The 15,984-nt window shown below is 44.5% G+C and carries 17 protein-coding genes, 1 pseudogene and 1 riboswitch; of the genes and pseudogenes, 11 read left to right on the top strand and 7 right to left on the bottom strand.

Annotation, left to right across the window (positions count from 1 at the left end; translation table 11 throughout):
* Positions 1 to 35: 35 nt before the first annotated feature.
* Complete coding sequence (locus tag QNH36_RS06120) at positions 36 to 1,001, bottom strand: NAD(P)H-dependent flavin oxidoreductase (protein ID WP_144474297.1); 966 nt, start codon at positions 999 to 1,001, stop codon at positions 36 to 38.
* A 171-nt stretch (positions 1,002 to 1,172) separates the two neighbouring features.
* Entirely contained in the window at positions 1,173 to 2,003 is an 831-nt protein-coding gene (locus tag QNH36_RS06125) for an aldo/keto reductase (RefSeq protein WP_283904933.1), read from the bottom strand.
* Positions 2,004 to 3,018: 1,015 nt separating this feature from the next.
* Here QNH36_RS06125 and QNH36_RS06130 point away from each other — a divergent pair.
* On the top strand, positions 3,019 to 3,246 hold the full coding sequence (locus QNH36_RS06130; protein ID WP_283904934.1) for a thioredoxin family protein: 228 nt from the start codon (positions 3,019 to 3,021) through the stop codon (positions 3,244 to 3,246).
* Between the two features lie 5 nt (positions 3,247 to 3,251).
* On the opposite strand, the gene QNH36_RS06135 is transcribed toward QNH36_RS06130, so the two are convergent.
* Positions 3,252 to 3,923, bottom strand: coding sequence for a hypothetical protein (locus QNH36_RS06135; RefSeq protein WP_186326617.1), 672 nt, complete (start codon positions 3,921 to 3,923; stop codon positions 3,252 to 3,254).
* 206 nt (positions 3,924 to 4,129) lie between these two features.
* On the opposite strand from QNH36_RS06135, the gene QNH36_RS06140 reads away from it, so the two are divergent.
* A complete protein-coding gene (locus tag QNH36_RS06140) occupies positions 4,130 to 4,975 on the top strand; it encodes a DegV family protein (RefSeq protein WP_144474305.1) in 846 nt (281 codons plus the stop codon).
* 91 nt (positions 4,976 to 5,066) lie between these two features.
* Here the strand turns inward: QNH36_RS06140 and QNH36_RS06145 are convergent, their stop codons facing one another.
* Positions 5,067 to 6,359: an NCS2 family permease gene (locus tag QNH36_RS06145; RefSeq protein ID WP_283904935.1), complete on the bottom strand. Its 1,293-nt coding sequence runs from the start codon at positions 6,357 to 6,359 to the stop codon at positions 5,067 to 5,069.
* A 101-nt stretch (positions 6,360 to 6,460) separates the two neighbouring features.
* A riboswitch (purine riboswitch) is annotated at positions 6,461 to 6,562 on the bottom strand.
* Between the two features lie 454 nt (positions 6,563 to 7,016).
* Here QNH36_RS06145 and QNH36_RS06150 point away from each other — a divergent pair.
* The 6 genes from QNH36_RS06150 (at position 7,017) to QNH36_RS06175 (ending at position 10,781) form a co-directional block, all read left to right on the top strand.
* Positions 7,017 to 7,337: a hypothetical protein gene (locus QNH36_RS06150; RefSeq protein WP_144474309.1), complete on the top strand. Its 321-nt coding sequence runs from the start codon at positions 7,017 to 7,019 to the stop codon at positions 7,335 to 7,337.
* Positions 7,338 to 7,468: 131 nt separating this feature from the next.
* Complete coding sequence (locus QNH36_RS06155) at positions 7,469 to 8,155, top strand: nucleotide-binding protein (RefSeq protein ID WP_283904936.1); 687 nt, start codon at positions 7,469 to 7,471, stop codon at positions 8,153 to 8,155.
* A 14-nt stretch (positions 8,156 to 8,169) separates the two neighbouring features.
* The gene (locus QNH36_RS06160) at positions 8,170 to 8,400 is read left to right on the top strand and encodes a 4Fe-4S binding protein (protein ID WP_214709587.1); all 231 of its coding nucleotides are present in this window, start codon (positions 8,170 to 8,172) and stop codon (positions 8,398 to 8,400) included.
* A 16-nt stretch (positions 8,401 to 8,416) separates the two neighbouring features.
* On the top strand, positions 8,417 to 9,481 hold the full coding sequence (locus tag QNH36_RS06165) for a 3-methyl-2-oxobutanoate dehydrogenase subunit VorB (RefSeq protein ID WP_283904937.1): 1,065 nt from the start codon (positions 8,417 to 8,419) through the stop codon (positions 9,479 to 9,481).
* Positions 9,478 to 10,236 carry a thiamine pyrophosphate-dependent enzyme gene (locus QNH36_RS06170; protein ID WP_283904938.1) on the top strand — a complete coding sequence of 253 codons (759 nt, stop codon included), beginning with the start codon at positions 9,478 to 9,480 and terminating at the stop codon, positions 10,234 to 10,236. Before QNH36_RS06165 ends, QNH36_RS06170 begins: the two co-directional genes overlap by 4 nt.
* Positions 10,236 to 10,781 (top strand): 2-oxoacid:ferredoxin oxidoreductase subunit gamma family protein, encoded by a 546-nt coding sequence (locus QNH36_RS06175; RefSeq protein ID WP_251544639.1) that lies wholly within the window; start codon positions 10,236 to 10,238, stop codon positions 10,779 to 10,781. The genes QNH36_RS06170 and QNH36_RS06175 overlap by 1 nt, the downstream gene beginning before the upstream one ends.
* Before the next feature lie 676 nt (positions 10,782 to 11,457).
* Here QNH36_RS06175 and QNH36_RS06180 read toward each other — a convergent pair.
* Together QNH36_RS06180 and QNH36_RS06185 are read right to left on the bottom strand one after the other, a co-directional pair.
* Positions 11,458 to 11,991, bottom strand: coding sequence for a D-glycero-alpha-D-manno-heptose-1,7-bisphosphate 7-phosphatase (locus tag QNH36_RS06180; RefSeq protein WP_144474319.1), 534 nt, complete (start codon positions 11,989 to 11,991; stop codon positions 11,458 to 11,460).
* On the bottom strand, positions 11,988 to 12,632 hold the full coding sequence (locus QNH36_RS06185; protein WP_283904939.1) for a DNA-3-methyladenine glycosylase: 645 nt from the start codon (positions 12,630 to 12,632) through the stop codon (positions 11,988 to 11,990). Before QNH36_RS06185 ends, QNH36_RS06180 begins: the two co-directional genes overlap by 4 nt.
* A 150-nt stretch (positions 12,633 to 12,782) precedes the next feature.
* On the opposite strand from QNH36_RS06185, the gene ytvI reads away from it, so the two are divergent.
* On the top strand, positions 12,783 to 13,814 hold the full coding sequence (ytvI, locus tag QNH36_RS06190; RefSeq protein ID WP_144474323.1) for a sporulation integral membrane protein YtvI: 1,032 nt from the start codon (positions 12,783 to 12,785) through the stop codon (positions 13,812 to 13,814).
* A 77-nt stretch (positions 13,815 to 13,891) separates the two neighbouring features.
* Positions 13,892 to 14,071 carry an H-type small acid-soluble spore protein gene (locus QNH36_RS06195; RefSeq protein ID WP_144474325.1) on the top strand — a complete coding sequence of 60 codons (180 nt, stop codon included), beginning with the start codon at positions 13,892 to 13,894 and terminating at the stop codon, positions 14,069 to 14,071.
* Between the two features lie 14 nt (positions 14,072 to 14,085).
* On the opposite strand, the gene QNH36_RS06200 is transcribed toward QNH36_RS06195, so the two are convergent.
* Positions 14,086 to 15,357 carry an ATP-binding protein gene (locus QNH36_RS06200; RefSeq protein ID WP_283904940.1) on the bottom strand — a complete coding sequence of 424 codons (1,272 nt, stop codon included), beginning with the start codon at positions 15,355 to 15,357 and terminating at the stop codon, positions 14,086 to 14,088.
* 315 nt (positions 15,358 to 15,672) lie between these two features.
* Here QNH36_RS06200 and QNH36_RS06205 point away from each other — a divergent pair.
* Positions 15,673 to 15,894: pseudogene (locus QNH36_RS06205) on the top strand (glutaredoxin family protein); the annotation flags it as partial.
* Between the last annotated feature and the right edge of the window lie 90 nt (positions 15,895 to 15,984).

Below are 15,984 nucleotides of genomic sequence, written 5' to 3' on the forward strand. Positions count from 1 at the left end.
TTTATGGTAAGCAGGACCTGATGAAGAAAGAGCCTTTATTGAGCGAAGCTTTTAGCTGCTATATATTCCATCTTTAAATTGTCTATAATTTTCCGGACGGGAAGGATTTCTTTTATTTCACCAACCCTGGCACCTGCAAATACGAGGCCATTTTCTACATCCCCTGCAACTGAGGTAAGCAGCGAGTCAAGTGTGCAAAATTGGTAGGAGCAATTTTTCAGGCAATCACGGCATTTTTTGATCCGGAGTTTATCTGAAGTAGTAATAAGCCTTGTAAAATGATTTGCGATTGCCCGCCCTTGCAAGCCTACAGTTGTTTTTACCAGCTGCAGGTCTTTTTCTGCAGCCGAGATGTACTTTTCCTTAAAGCTTTGCGGAGCGTCACATTCCTCGCTGGCCACGAACCTTGTGCCCATTTGGACCCCAGAAGCTCCAAGTGATAATGCCCTGGCGATATCAGCACCAGTCAATATTCCTCCGGCAGCAATTACCGGGATGGACACAGCCTCAACAATCTCGGGGAGTATTTCAAATAATGGCCTGTCTGTCCCCAGATGCCCGCCGGCCTCAAATCCCTCCACAACCACGGCAGATGCACCCAGACGTTCCGAGATTTTAGCTAACTTCGCCGAAGAGACAATCGAAATGACAGGGATGCCAGCTTGTTTGCCCCAGGAATACATATCCCTTGATATCCCTGCTCCAGATATGATGAAATCCACTTTTTCATCTAATGCAGCCTTCATTTTTTCAGCGAAATCATTCATTGCAAATAATACATTTACGCCAATGTATCCCTTCCTATCTGTTAGCTCGCGCGCCTTCCTGATATGTGACCGTAATTCCTCGGTCGAAATCCCTGTTCCGGAAATGATGCCAATCCCGCCTGCGTTAGCTACCGCTGAAGCTAATCCGCTCAGTGAAATTCCTACCCCCATTCCTCCTTGCATGATTGGAACACTTGTAACCATATGGCCGATTTTAAGTTCTGGCAAATTCATGCTTATACCCCTTTCTGACTATATTCACTTGCAGTTTAGCATGGTGAAGTATAAAAAGAAGTGATTTTTAGCACTAGGTATTAAGTTTAGGTATAATAATTAAGTAATAATTTATTTTATAAAAAAAGACACAGAAAAAATTCTGCGTCTAATTACTTACTTAGAGTTTAATTAAAAATCGAAATTATCAGGATCCGGTCCTACACGCTCGTCTTTGTTCAAGCTGTTCAGACGGTCCATATCTTCGGTGTATAGTTCAAAGTCAAAGATATCTGCATTTTCGATAATGCGATGCTCCTTGATGGATTTTGGAATGGTCACCACGCCATTTTGCAAATCCCAGCGAAGGATGATTTGTGCCGGTGATTTTCCATGCTTTTCAGCAATTTCGACAATCGTCGGTTCCGATAATAGTTCACCCTGTTTCAATGGAGACCAAGCTTCCATCTGAATACCTTCGGCTTTACAGAATTCCAGAAGCTCCGTCTGGGCAAGATGTGGATGATATTCAACCTGGTTAACCATTGGCTTAATTTCTGCATCCGCCATCAAATCTTTTAGATGATGGACGTGGAAGTTACTGACACCAATCGCGCGGACACGGCCGTCTTTATAAAGCTTTTCAAGAGCTTTCCAAGTTTCCTTGTATTTTCCCGCAACCGGCCAGTGAATCAGGTAAAGATCAAGATAATCAAGGCCCAGCTTCTCCAAGCTTGTCTCGAAAGCTTGAAGAGTGGATTCATAACCTTGCTCCGAATTCCACACCTTTGTCGTGATAAACAACTCTTCACGAGCAACTCCCGCTTCTTTAAGTGCCTGTCCTACGCCTTCCTCATTCTTGTAAACCGCAGCAGTATCGATGCTTTTATAGCCATTCTTAAGGGCAGCTTTTACAGACTCAACAACTTCTGAGCCTTCCTTCACCTTGAACACGCCAAGACCAAACCAAGGCATCTTGACACCGTTATGTAATTTAGTTGTATCCTGGAGATTTTTTGGCATCCCATGCGCCTCCTCTTCATTTTAATACTTTCCTATCTTCTCACATTTTGATATTTCTAAAAAGCAATTGCATCCGAAGGGACGGTTTGCAGGGAACCGTGATAATCAGAGATGTACTGACTTTTTTTTAGGAAGGTTAGGAGGAGGCATGGGGAGAGCTGTTAAGAACCGCTCGGTATTTTGACAGGTTGAGGGCGATAGAGGTAAAAGCTGTCAAGAAAGTGTGGTTATTTTGACAGGTTCGGGGTGAGAGCGGTAAAAGCAGTCAAGAAAGCGTGGTTATTTTGACAGGTTCAGGGTGATAGCAGGAAAAGCTGTCAAGAAAGCGTGGTTATTTTGACAGGTTGAGGGTGATAGCGGTAAAAGCAGTCAAGAACCGGCCGTTATTTTGACAGGTTGGGGGCGACAGCAGGAAAAGCAGTCAAGAAAACGTCATTATTTTGACAGGTTCTGGGTGATGGAGGTAAAAGCTGTCAAGAAAACGTCGTTATTTTGACAGGTTCAGGGTGATAGCAGGAAAAGCAGTCAAGAAAGTGTGGTTATTTTGACAGGTTCGGAGTGAGAGCGGTAAAAGCAGTCAAGAAAGCGTCGTTATTTTGACAGGTTGAGGGTGATGGCGGTAAAAGCTGTCAAGAAAACGACGTTATGTTGACAGGTTCAGGGTGATAGCAGGAAAAGCAGTCAAGAAAGCGACGTTATTTTGACAGGTTCAGGGTGATAGCAGGAAAAGCAGTCAAGAAAGCGACGTTATTTTGACAGGTTGAGGGTGATGGCGGTAAAAGCTGTCAAGAAAACGTCGTTATTTTGACAGGTTGGGGACGATAGCAGGAAAAGCTGTCAAGAACCGGCCATTATTTTGACAGCTTTAAAACAAATGCCATACAAGCTGTCAAAAATCCTTTTCATTTCTCGGCCATAACTCAAAAATCTGCGGGCAGGAGTCTTTCGTTTTTAAAAATGGGGTAAATTCACTCTATAAGCCATGCAGTGTTTTTATCAGAAGGAGGGAAAGGCCATGATCATCAAAGTGTTGGGAACTGGTTGCAAAAAATCCAAGGTGCTTGAGGAGAATATTAATTTAGCGATCGATGAAGCTGGGGTGGCGGCTATTGTTGAAAAGATTGAAGATGGGAAAGAAATCGAAAAGTATGCAGTAGATTGTACCCCCGCTGTGGTCATTGATGAAAATGTAGTCTCGGCGGGCAAACAGTTGACAGCGGAGGAAATTAAGAAATTATTCTAAAACAATCATGCCTTCTTCACGGCCTGATTGTTTTCAAGAAATGCCTTTGTAGCCCATAGTGAAATGAGCAGGATAAGTTCAAAACCGTTGGTCGCCGCATCGCTTTCCAATGGAAAGGGGACAGCACTTCCGATTCCCATTAGGATGACACCGATAGCCATCCATTTCCACTTCCTTTTTTTCCATAAGATGATGCCGGCAATAAGCAAGGCGGCAGTAACGCCAATGATCATGATTGGCGGACCATGGGAGCCTGATGAATCATAGCTTAACACTCCATATGAGCGATCTGGCTCCAGTTCGAGGCCTACCGTATTTTGAACAAGCTCAGAGATGACCATTGACAGTGTGAGGAATCCCGCAAAGAGCAACCCGCCTCGCCCTTTTAACCATGCGATGGCGATGGCCTCGCTGGCTGCAGCCCAGGAAAAAATAATCAGTAATGGGGTGAAAAGGGCATGAAACCAAAAACGCAAAAGATTCATGGTCTTTAAAAAAGAGCCTTCGCCGATCAAGCTTCCAAACGCAAGAATCAGGTTGTCATACACCAGTCCGAACGTAACGAGCAAAAGTACATTCATCCACCTGAGAATTCCGAATTTGATTGAAGCTTTTAAACCCCAAAGGAATAAAATTAAGTAGATGAGGGAATATAATGCGTAGATATAAGGGTCCATGGAACATGTTCCTCCCAGTCGAGTTTGTACCATTGTTCCCGTTGGGTCATCTGTAAAAACATGTGTCAATGTTATTAACTTTTTTATAGTTTCTAACAAATAAATCGTATTCTTAAAAATTACTAATAGTTTTATAAGTGAACTTCATATATCATGGGAATTGTAAGCATATTCATCGATATTTTTGACGGAGAACAGGAGAAAACATGACGACATTAAATAACATTGCATGGGTAACCGACAGTACAGCTTCACTATCTGAAGAGTTCATAAAAGAAAACCATATATATGTTGTACCTTTAAGCATTATTTTTGGCGAAGAATCCTATTTGGAGGGCGTTGATATTACAGCAGAGGATTTTTATCCAAAGCTTGCCGCATCAAAGGTCCTGCCGAAAACATCGCAGCCCGCGATCGGAGAGTTTGTGGAACTTTATCAGAAACTCAAGGAGCAATACAAACATGCGATTGCGATTCACGCATCAAGTGCCCTTACAGGAACTTACCAATCTTCAGTAGCCGCTTCCAGCATGGTGGAATTCAAGGTTGATGTCATCGATTCTAAAATTGGGTCCTTTCCATTAGGACGCATGGTTGAAAAGGGGATTGAGCTTCAAAATGAAGGCAAGTCATACGATGAAATCGTTTCCTATTTAAGGACGCTGCCTGACAAGGCCAATCTGTATATGGCACCGGGAAGCCTGGAGCAGCTGCACAAAGGCGGCCGCCTGTCGACTACACAGGTGATCATCGGGAGCTTGATTAAACTGAAGCTGATCGTCAGGTTTGATGATGGAAAGGTTGTTCTTTTTGATAAAATCAGGACAGAAAAAAAGGTGAAGGAGCGCTTGTTCCAAATTTTTGATGAGGCATCTGGCAATGTAAAGGAAGCCAGTGTCATTCATGGAAATGTGCCACAATTGGCAAACGAATGGCAGGCAGAACTGCAGCAGCGTTTCCCAAATATATCTTTTACCACTACTACCTTCAGTCCTGTTGCCGGAACACATACCGGGCAGGGCACGATCGGATTGGCATGGGTGAATGAATAGGATCTAAAAAAGGGAACCAGCCTACGCAGGGCTGATTCCCTTTTTTTAAAAAGAAAGCCTGCAACTTTAATAGCTGCGGGCTTTTCGTTTGCTATACATAAATAAAATAACCGACAAACAGGAATCCAAGAACATACATAATCGGGTGGACATCTCTGGATTTGCCCATGCCAAGCATCATTAATGGATAAAGAATGAAGCCGAGCGCAATCCCTGTTGCGACACTGAAAGTGAGCGGCATCATAATGATGGTCACGAAAGCCGGAATGATGACAGCCAGGTTATTCCAGTTAATCTTGCTGATTTCAGTTGCCATCAGCGCACCTACGATAATCAATGCTGGTGCGGTGACTTCCGGAGTGATCACGGATAGTACAGGTGAGAAAAACAAGGCTGCGCCAAAACATGCAGCAATGATGACGGAAGTGAATCCGGTGCGGCCCCCGACCGCGATTCCTGCTGAAGATTCCACGAATGATGCGGTTGTTGAAGTGCCGAGTACAGCACCAGCAACCGCCGAGCCAGCATCTGCAAGCAGGGCACGGCCTGCATTCGGGATTTTATTATCCTTCATCAATCCCGCCTGGCTTGCTACTGCAATCAATGCACCCGCCGTATCGAAGAATGCAACGAACAGGAAGGTGAAAATGACGGCAAGCACATCCGGTGAGAAAATATCCCCTAAGTGGTTGAAGACAACGCCGAAAGTAGGAGAAATGTCTGGAACAGTGCCGACAACGGCGTCAGGTTTTTCAATCAAGCCAGTAGAGATCCCGATGATCGTGGCAATGACCATTCCGTAAAAAATACCTCCGCTGACCCCGCGGACCATCATGATCACACTGATGATGAAACCGAACAAAGCAAGCAATACCGGCCCCGATGTAAGGTTGCCAATCGACACAAATGTCGCTTCGCTGCCAACTATGATTCCAGCATTTTTCAGGCCGATGAAGGCAACGAAAAAGCCGATTCCCGCTGCGATGGCATGCTTCAGGTCCTGTGGAATGACATTGATGATCTTTTCACGGATTTTAAGAAGGCTGAGGATAACGAACAGGACACCCGCAACAAAGACGCCGGTAAGGGCGACCTCCCATTCAACACCCATCCCTATGCTGACGCTAAAAGTGAAAAAAGAATTCAAGCCCATGCTTGGAGCGATTCCGATCGGAAAATTGGCAAGCAGTCCTATGAGCAAAGAGCCAATGATGGCAGAAAGCGCTGTCGCTGTAAAAACGGCACCCTTGTCCATGCCGGCCTGGCTTAGGATCATCGGATTGACGACAAGAATATACGCCATCGATAAGAATGTCGTAATCCCGGCAAGTGACTCTTGTTTATAACTGGTGTTTCGTTCTGCAAACTGGAAAAAGTTTTTCATATGTGCTGTCCTCCTGGTTGTTTATTTGAGAAAATAAAAAACTCCGGCAGTGCATGCTGCCGGAGTACCACAAAGGACAAAACAAATGCCAAAAAAGAGTGGCAAATATCTAAGTCCCTTGTAGTCACGCCTTTTACGGTAGCATGGTAGAAACGTCCGAGCCATATTCTCGAACATATACAAGGAAAAATGATGGATTTAAATAATAATAGAGATAGTATCAGTTATTTTTTCCTAGGTCAATTGGATTCCAGGAAGTTTATCTATTTGATTTTTTCTGATTATTAGCAGGATGACATTAAATGTTCTGGAAGTTGGCTGTTAAATTTAGATGCTGGTTTCCAAGTCGCGGAATGATAGTGGAAATTAGCGGAATTATATGGCTGTTTCACGAAATTGCAGGTGGATTTTGCGGGAAATTAATTCGGTTTCGCGGAATTGCATTATTTTCACATATAAATCATTCATTCCTGGGACCTGGTTGAAATTGCTGTAATAGAGTAATCCTTGGCAGGGTATCGAAAGTCCCGCTATTATGGAGTTTTGACAACTTTTTGAATGAAATATGTGAATAAAAAATGAACTAATTAGCAAAACACCCCTGATTGGATGACAACTTACTATAATGATAGTGTAATCCAAACGGAGGTGCCAATAATGAACGTAACGACGATTATTGAGTTGGAAAATCGCGAAGTGGAAAAGATGGCTGGCGCAAAACTGGTTTTTACTCAGGAGCAAATTGACGCAAATATCGTGGAGACATGTGTAGATTGTTTTAAATATGAAGGATCAGATGAATGCCTGGATACGGACGATGCAATGCAGAGGGTATTTGAAACATTGAAAGCTGACGGATTGATTCCTGAAGCAGTGCAGGATTTTTCCTATGAAATGCCTTCATGTGAAAGGTTGAGAAAAGAAGTATACGAAGAACAGGACATGCCGCAAAAGGTAGTCCTCAGTTTCGCAATATAAAGAAAGATAAAAAAGGAGTTCATAATGAACTCCTTTTTTATCGAAAACGTGACTTTTGTCAAAGAGAAGATAAAAGTAGGCTTATATAATAGTAAATGAAAACGCTTTCAATAGAAGAAGGAGGTGGAGCCGTGAAACGAGGTGCGGATATAACCATTATTACCGGCCATTTTGGCAGCGGCAAAACCGAGATATCGATCAATCTGGCGTTAGAAGCAGCAAAGGAGAGGACGAGAGTCGCAGTCGCCGATCTTGATATTGTCAATCCTTATTATCGTGCAAGGGATGCCAGGGCTATTTTTTCAGAAAAAGGGATTGAATTGATTGCACCTGCTGAAAGGCTTGCTGCTGCGGACTTGCCGATTGTTCCTGGCGATTTAAGCAGGGTGATTTATGATCCGTCGTATAAGCTGATTGTCGATGCAGGCGGGGATAAGGATGGGGCGACAGCACTGGGTCAATTCTACAGCGATTGGAAAGAGATGAAGCTAGAGGTACTCTTTGTCCTGAATGCCAACCGGCCTTACGTAAGTACTCTGGAAGGTGCAATGGATACCTTGAAGAAAATTGAAAAAGCCTCAAGATTGAAGATCACCGGCATCATCAATAATTCAAATGTTGGAAATGATACCACGGATCAGGATGTGTCGAATGGCTTGAAACTGAGTATGGCTCTATCGGAACAGCTTGGAATTCCGATGTTGTACACGGTAGTGCCGCAGCATTTAGCAACTGAAGCATTAGAAGAAGTCGATATTGAGGCGGCAGCACCAGTGAAGGTGATCTCCAGGTATCTGAGATTGCCGTGGGAAATGTAAAGGAGGCAAAAGCAGTGGAGAAGAGAGTTGTTTTTAACGAAGAGACTTGCAAATCGTGTAAGTTGTGCGTGAATGCTTGTCCGACAAATGTGATCTATCTGGCTGATTACTTGAATGAAAAGGGATACCGGCCAGCCGTCGTCACTGATCAGGAAAACTGTATCAGCTGCGGGAAATGCGCGCAAATGTGTCCGGATTCCGTGATCACTGTATATAGGCCTGAGAAGGTTCGCAAATCTGTGTAACAAAGGAGAGATGACAATGGGGAAAGTACTGATGAAGGGTAATGAGGTGATCGCCGAAGCTGCTGTCCATGCGGGCTGTAAGTATTTTTTCGGTTATCCGATTACCCCGCAGAGTGAGCTTGTAGCCTATATGGCCAGAAGGCTGCCCGAGGTTGGCGGGTTATTTTTACAGGCGGAAAGTGAAGTGGCTGCGATAAATATGGTGTATGGTGCGGCAGGAACCGGAGTTCGCGTGATGACGTCTTCTTCAAGCCCGGGCTTTAGCCTTAAGCAGGAAGGAATCTCCTATCTTGTTGGGGCTGAGCTTCCGGCGCTGATCGTGAATGTTATGCGGGGCGGCCCTGGGCTTGGGAACATCCAGCCGGCTCAATCGGATTATTTCCAGGTAACAAAGGGCGGAGGACATGGCGACTATCATACACCAGTCCTGGCGCCATCTACTCTCCAGGAAATCATAGACCTGACGGAAGCAGCATTTGATATTGCCGACCGCTATCGGACGCCTGTTATCCTGCTTGGGGATGGCATGCTTGGACAGATGATGGAGCCTGTCGAGTTCAAGGAGCTGAAAGAAAGGGAACCGGAGCAGAAGGAATGGGCAACGACAGGAACCCGCGGGGACGGCAAGCCGAGGGTCATCACTTCACTAGAATTAAATGCTGATGCCCTGGAAAAACGCAATGAACATCTTCAGAAAAAATTTGCGCTGATTCAGCAAAATGAAGTCAGATATGAGACGTATGAAACAGAGGATGCAGAATATATCGTAACGGCTTATGGAACCGCCGCAAGGATTGCCATGAATGCAATCAACAAAGCGCGTAAAGACGGACTGAAAATCGGCATGATCCGCCCAATTACACTTTGGCCATTCCCTGAATTGCCGTTTGTTGAGACCCGCGACCGGGTGAAGGGCTTTCTTTCGGTTGAGATGAGTGCCGGACAGATGGTCGAGGATGTCAGGCTGGCTGTCGAGGGCAAAGCTCCTGTTTCATTTTTCGGCCGGACTGGCGGGGTAGTGCCGACGCAGGAAGAAATCTATGATCAGATCATCAAGCTGGCCGGGGGTGTTGTGGTATGACGATGAAAACGGTGTTCGAGAAAACAGCGGGGCTGACGGATACCCAGACCCATTACTGTCCTGGCTGTACGCATGGAATCATCCACAGGATGGTAGGAGAAGTGCTGGAAGAAATGGGCATCCTCGAGGATACGGTCGGAGTAGCATCGGTTGGATGTTCGGTGCTGTCTTACGAATATTTCAATTGTGATATGACACAGGCAGCGCATGGCCGGGCTCCCGCAGTAGCGACCGGGATCAAGCGCGTCCTCCCAGACCGATTTGTTTTTACCTACCAGGGGGATGGCGACCTGGCTTCGATTGGGATTGCCGAAGCGGTCCATGCAGCAGCACGGGGGGAAAACATTACGGTCATCTTCGTCAACAACGCGATTTATGGGATGACAGGCGGACAAATGGCGCCGACCACACTGGTTGGCCAGAAAACGGCGACAACTCCTTTTGGCCGGAATGCGAGCATTCAGGGACTGCCGATCCGGGTTAGTGAAATGCTGTCAACATTGGATGGCACAGCTTATATCGAAAGGGTTTCCTCGCACGATGTCCCGAATATCCTAAAAGCAAAGAAAGCGATCCGCAAAGCATTCGAAACACAGAAGCAGGGGCTTGGCTTCTCGATGGTCGAGGTACTTTCAAGCTGTCCAACGAACTGGGGGCTGGATCCGAATGAATCACTAGATTGGATCAAGGACAATATGGTGCCTGCTTATCCTCTCGGTGTATATAAGGATGTCCAGAAGGGGGATGTTCGCTGATGGAAGAAATTCTGATTGCCGGCTTTGGCGGCCAGGGGGTCATGTCGATGGGCCAATTGATTGCCTATGCCGGAATGACAGAGGGCAAGTTTGTATCATGGCTTCCTTCTTACGGACCTGAGCAGCGTGGGGGTACCGCAAACTGTGCAGTAGTTGTCAGCGAGCAGCAGGTTGGTTCGCCGCTGGTTTCTAGCCCGACAACAGCCATTGTCCTGAACAATCCTTCTTATGAAAAATTCGAGCCAGTTGTAAGGGCTGGAGGATTACTCATAGTAAACTCCTCATTAATTTCAAAAAGAACGGAAAGAACCGATATCAGGGTGTTGAATATCAACGCAACAGAGAAGGCCAATGAACTTGGCAACCCGAAAGTCGCCAATATGATTCTTCTTGGCGCATTTTTAGAAGAAACGGGAATCCTTCCAGATGAATCGATCTTGGAAGCGTTGAAAAAAGTGCTTGCGCCGGAAAAACATTCCCTATTGGATATTAATCGGCGAGCGCTCGAACTCGGGCGTTCATTGACGAAGATAAGTGCCTCTTGATGGATGGCTCGGGATAGAATGATTCTCGTGGGTTAGTCGGTTTTGAGAGGGGAATGAGGTTTTAATTGTAATATGTGCCCGAAAACTGTGCAATCCGCGGATGACGGTCACATAAAAGAGAAATATGTGCCCGAAAAGATGGCTGTCCCTAGATTATGGTCACATAAAAGAGAAATATGTGCCCGAAAACTGTGCAATCCGCGGATGACGGTCACATAAAAGAGAAAATGTGCCCGAAAACTGTGCAATCCGCGGATGACGGTCACATAAAAGAGAAAATGTGCTCGAAAACTGTGCAGTCCACGGATAACGGTCACATAAAAGAGAAATATGTGCCCGAAAACTGTGCAATCCGCGGATGAGGGTCACATAAAAGAGAAATATGTGCCCGAAAACTGTGCAATCCGCGGATGACGGTCACATAAAAGAGAAATATGTGCTCGAAAACTGTGCAGTCCACGGATAACGGTCACATAAAAGAAGAATATGTGCCCGAAAAGAGAGCGAAGCCAGAATTCCGGTCACAAAAATAGCAGTCACGCTAAAACCTGTTCCCGGAATCGAAAAGCCATCTTAATTTCCGGGCAACACTTACCTGACCGGCAAATAGAATGTCGCAAGTTTAAATTCAAAACCGCTGCCAGTTCTCCACAGGCAGCGGTTTTAACAATGTAAGTTATTCTTCATCTAAAAGTTCGAGAATGAATGGAACGGCTGCCTGGAGTGAAGGGGCTTTTTTGTCTGCACTTGTATCTTCCGAGCCAATAAAGACGGTTTTGCAGCCTGCTTTTTTGCCGGCTTCAATATCGCGTTCGTGGTCGCCAACCATGACGCTTCCTTCCAGGTTGATCTCATGCCTGCTGGCGAGGTCGAGAAGCATGCCGGCGTTCGGTTTTCGGCACTCGCAACCGGCTTTTGGCTTGTGAGGGCAGTAGGCAACCTCCTTGATGTGGCCACCATGTTCCTTAATCATCTCAATCATGGTGTCATGAATTTCGTGTAGACGTTTTTCTTTTAAAAATCCCAGACCGACGCCACCCTGGTTTGTGACAACAAAAATTTCATAACCAGCTTTGCTCAGTTCCGCAACGGCTTCGGCTGCACCTTCAAGGAGGTACAGGTCTTCCGGGGAGTTGACGAATTTTACCCGGTGAGATAGTACTTCATTTAGGACACCGTCCCTGTCCAAGAATATCGCTTTTTTTTTCATTTTGACCCTCCATTGTTCACAAATGTTTTTTCGGCCTTCTGGTGACGGGAAACATAGCTGTTACCGGTAATCCAGAACCGCCATGGATAGTCTCTCGCTTCTCCGGAATTATCGATGCCGATTCTTTTGCCTGATGAAATGCTATCTGGTAACAACCCCGGTGCGATGTAAAGTGGTTCCTTCGTTAAGTGATGTCCGTAATCTGACATAGTGATCCCGAGCGCTTTTGTCAGCTTCCCTGGACCATTGGTGAGATTGGCTGATTCCGGCATGCCCCGTCGCTTGACCATTAAATCCAGACCTGATAATGGTTCCACTCCACGGATTAACACAGCTTCTGGATTGCCTGCCTTTCCACTGACAACATTGAATAGGGTGTGGGTGTGCATGACATACGTATAGGCCAATCCAGCCCCATGGAACATGATTTCAGTCCTCGGTGTCCTGCGATTATTATAGCTGTGTGCCGCTTGATCCATAGGGCCGATATAGGCTTCCGTCTCGACAATGATGCCGGCGGCTGCCCCTTCTTCGGTTTCTTTTACCAGGATGCAGCCCAGCAGGGAAGCAGCCAAGTCTAGGGTCGGCTGCTGAAAGAAGTCTTTTTCCAGCGGGCTCGAAAAATTGAATTGTTCCTCCATAAAATCTCCTCACTAATCATTTTTACCTTTATACCCTGCAAGAGGGAGAAACAAAAATATGTGGCGGAAAAAATAGCAGTAAAGGCCAAGATGGTTTATAGTAATTTTAAAGCTATTACAGATTTAGTTTTTTAAAAGGGAGTATAGATTATGTGGAAAAAATGGTTAATGATTGGAGTGGCTGCAGCAGTCATCTTCCTTCTTATTCCTTACAGCTTGCCGCTCATTTTTGCCTTCCTGACCGCAGTCATGTTAGAAGGAGCGGTTCAGTGGATCATAAAAAGATTTTCTTTTCAGCGACTCCAAGCTGTGATCGCTGTGTTCCTCGGATTTGTTCTCCTGTTGGGAGTGATTGGATATAATCTTGTCTCAATTATCGCACACCAGGCAGTATCATTATCGGAAAAGACGCCAACCTTTGTAAGGGATATTTACCGGACAGCGATTTTGCCATTAATGCATAAATGGGAATTCTACTCGCAAAATTTCCCGGTGGAAGTAATTACGCAAATTGAGCAAACAATCGAAAAAAATATTAATGCACTCGATTCCTTTCTTCAGCAAGCCGTTGCAGGCATTATCAATTTGCTTGCGGCAATCCCTGGATTCATGATTGAATTCCTTGTATATTTAATTGCGTTATTCTTGTTCAGTCTTGAACTTCCTAAGCTGAAATTGAAACTTGAGTCCCACTTGAAGGAACAGACCCGGCAAAAGGTTTTTCTAGTCGGCAGCCAGTTAAACAAGGCGGGAATCGGATTTTTAAAAGCGCAGATCATCCTGAGTTTTGTCACCTTTGTAATGGCTATGGCTGGCATGAGTATACTTGGGGTGAAGTATACCGGCCTCCTGTCACTGTTAATTGTGGCAGTTGATATCCTGCCGATCCTCGGGACAGGTTCGGTGCTGGTTCCCTGGGCTGTCATCGCGATTCTTCAGGATAATAATTTTCTCGGGATCGGGTTGATCATCCTGTTCTTAGTCATCACGGTTGTCCGGAGGGTGATAGAGCCCAAGATTTATTCTTCCAGCCTTGGGATTTCTCCGCTTGCTTCTTTGATCAGCATGTATATCGGCCTGAAACTGCTGGGGATAGCGGGTATTTTCGCCGGCCCGATCATTGTGATTATCTATGAAACCTTAAGAAAAGCAAATGTGATCAGACTGAATTTCAAGATTTAATGTTTGGGCCGGATTCTTGGATAGCATGATATGATTACGCATAAATTATATTTGTTATCATCAAGGAGGGACTCAAAATGAATGTTGGCCGAGCAAAGGAAATTGTTGAATCAGCTGATTTGATCAATGTGACATATGATGGATCTCCCGTCATTATCCAGCATGTTGACGAGAAAACAAAGATGGCAAGGGTTTATTCAAAATCTGAACCGGAATTGGAAAAAGACGTGCCAGTCCTTAACCTGATAGAAGACTAAAAAACGGGAGATGATTATATCTCCCGTTTTTCCGTATCATATAGTGGCAAATCAATCTTAAATATAGTTCCTTGTTCCAATTTGCTTTTTACCTGGATCCTGCCGTTCATTTCATCAATGATTTTATAAACCACCATCATGCCGAGTCCAGTGCCTTTTTCAGCCTTGGTGGAAAAATAGGGTTCTCCAAGCCTGGATAGCTGCTGCGGGGTCATGCCGCATCCTGTATCTTTTATGGAGATGGTGGCTTGCTTGCCCTCCGTCCTGCAGCCGATCTCAAGATCCCCGCCATTGGGCATAGCTTCTATGCCATTTTTTATGATATTCAATATACACTGATGGAATTTTGAAGCTTCACCGGAAACAAACATTCCCTCCATAAGGTCCCTTTTTATGCTGACCGAGAAATGATTAGCGTAAGGAATGATGAGTTCCATTGCTTTTTCAATCTCTTCCTTCACACAAATTGATGAAGCTATCCCGGATTGCGGTTTGGCAAAACTTAGGTAATCCTTTATGATTGTCTCTGCCCGATCAAGTTCATCGATGGCAGTATTCAGATAATAAAGCCGTTTCTCTTCCTCTATGGAGGGATCCTTCAGCATCTGTAAAAATCCTCTGGTTACGGTCAGCGGATTGCGGACCTCATGACTGACACTAGCAGCCAGCTGAGAAACGACTTCAATTTTATCCGATTTGATTACAGCATTATGTAAAACAAGATTTTGCTTCATAATTTCAATATAGTAAACAATAATAAATATCCCCACTGTCAGAGTTACGCCGTATATGACCATAAACTGAATGTCATTAGGGTCTTTAAACACAGCTGCTTTCATCAGGAAAATGAGGAGGGTATAGGAAATAGCAACAGCCACTACCGTGTAAAGCTTTTTAGCAAGAGGGAAACTCCGGAATTTTAAAGATATGTATGATGTAAAAACGGTAATGGTCAGCATATTGAAAAAATTGACCCATACACCATCGCCGCCAAAGGGAAACCTGGCCAGGGCAACGATTACGAAAAGCAGGATGCTTACAATTGGACCGCCATACAGGCCTCCGACAACTACAGGAATCAACCGTAAGTCAAAAATGAAATCAGGGTTGTTTATCAGCGTAAAAGTCATGCAAAAAACGATCTGGCTTCCTGCCAACAAGACTATCAACAGTTTGTCGAGCCTTTGATATAATGCTTTAAACTTATTGATGATAATGTATTGGAAAACAAAAGTAGTGATCAGGATGAAGATTAGATTCAATACTAGAACTGTTAAAAGGTTCATATTTTAATCCCCAGTCATCAAGTGAGCACAAGCCCCATTTTAAAGACAAATTATTCGGATATATTTCTTTTACTTTAACATAAAAAGCAATAAAGTGAGGATTTTTAATTAGCTTGCTCTATTTTATGTTTAATGGACTTTTAGTGAGAAATTAGGTAAGGATGGTCTTCCCTAAAGATTAAATAGGCTAAATATTGGCTTGGCTGGACTTTTGGAATATATAATACCGTTAAGAGTATGGTTTAGGAGGGCAAGGAAATGTCAAAAAGTGCATTAACACTATTCACTCGTCCCATGTGAACAGACTGCCAGGAGGCGAAGGAGTTTCTTTCGCATAACCAAGTACCTTATGAAGAAATCAATGTGCAGGATGAACCTGAAAAGGAAAAGAAACTTAAAGATATGACTGGGACTGTAATAGTTCCAGCATTCATTTTTACAAACTCAAAGCTATGGTTCTTTAAAAACAAAAAAGTTCTGATCGGATTTGAAAATAACAGGAGCAAAATAGAAAAACTGGTTGAAAATTTGAAGTAGAGGACAGACAGAGATGTAGAGGGTGTTCCCTGGGATTCAGGCGGGCATCCTTTTTTAATTTTTTGCGATGCATGTAACCTATGACACAGT

The sequence above is a fragment of the Mesobacillus sp. AQ2 genome, from assembly GCF_030122805.1.
Classification (GTDB): Bacteria; Bacillota; Bacilli; order Bacillales; family Cytobacillaceae; genus Mesobacillus; species Mesobacillus oceanisediminis_A.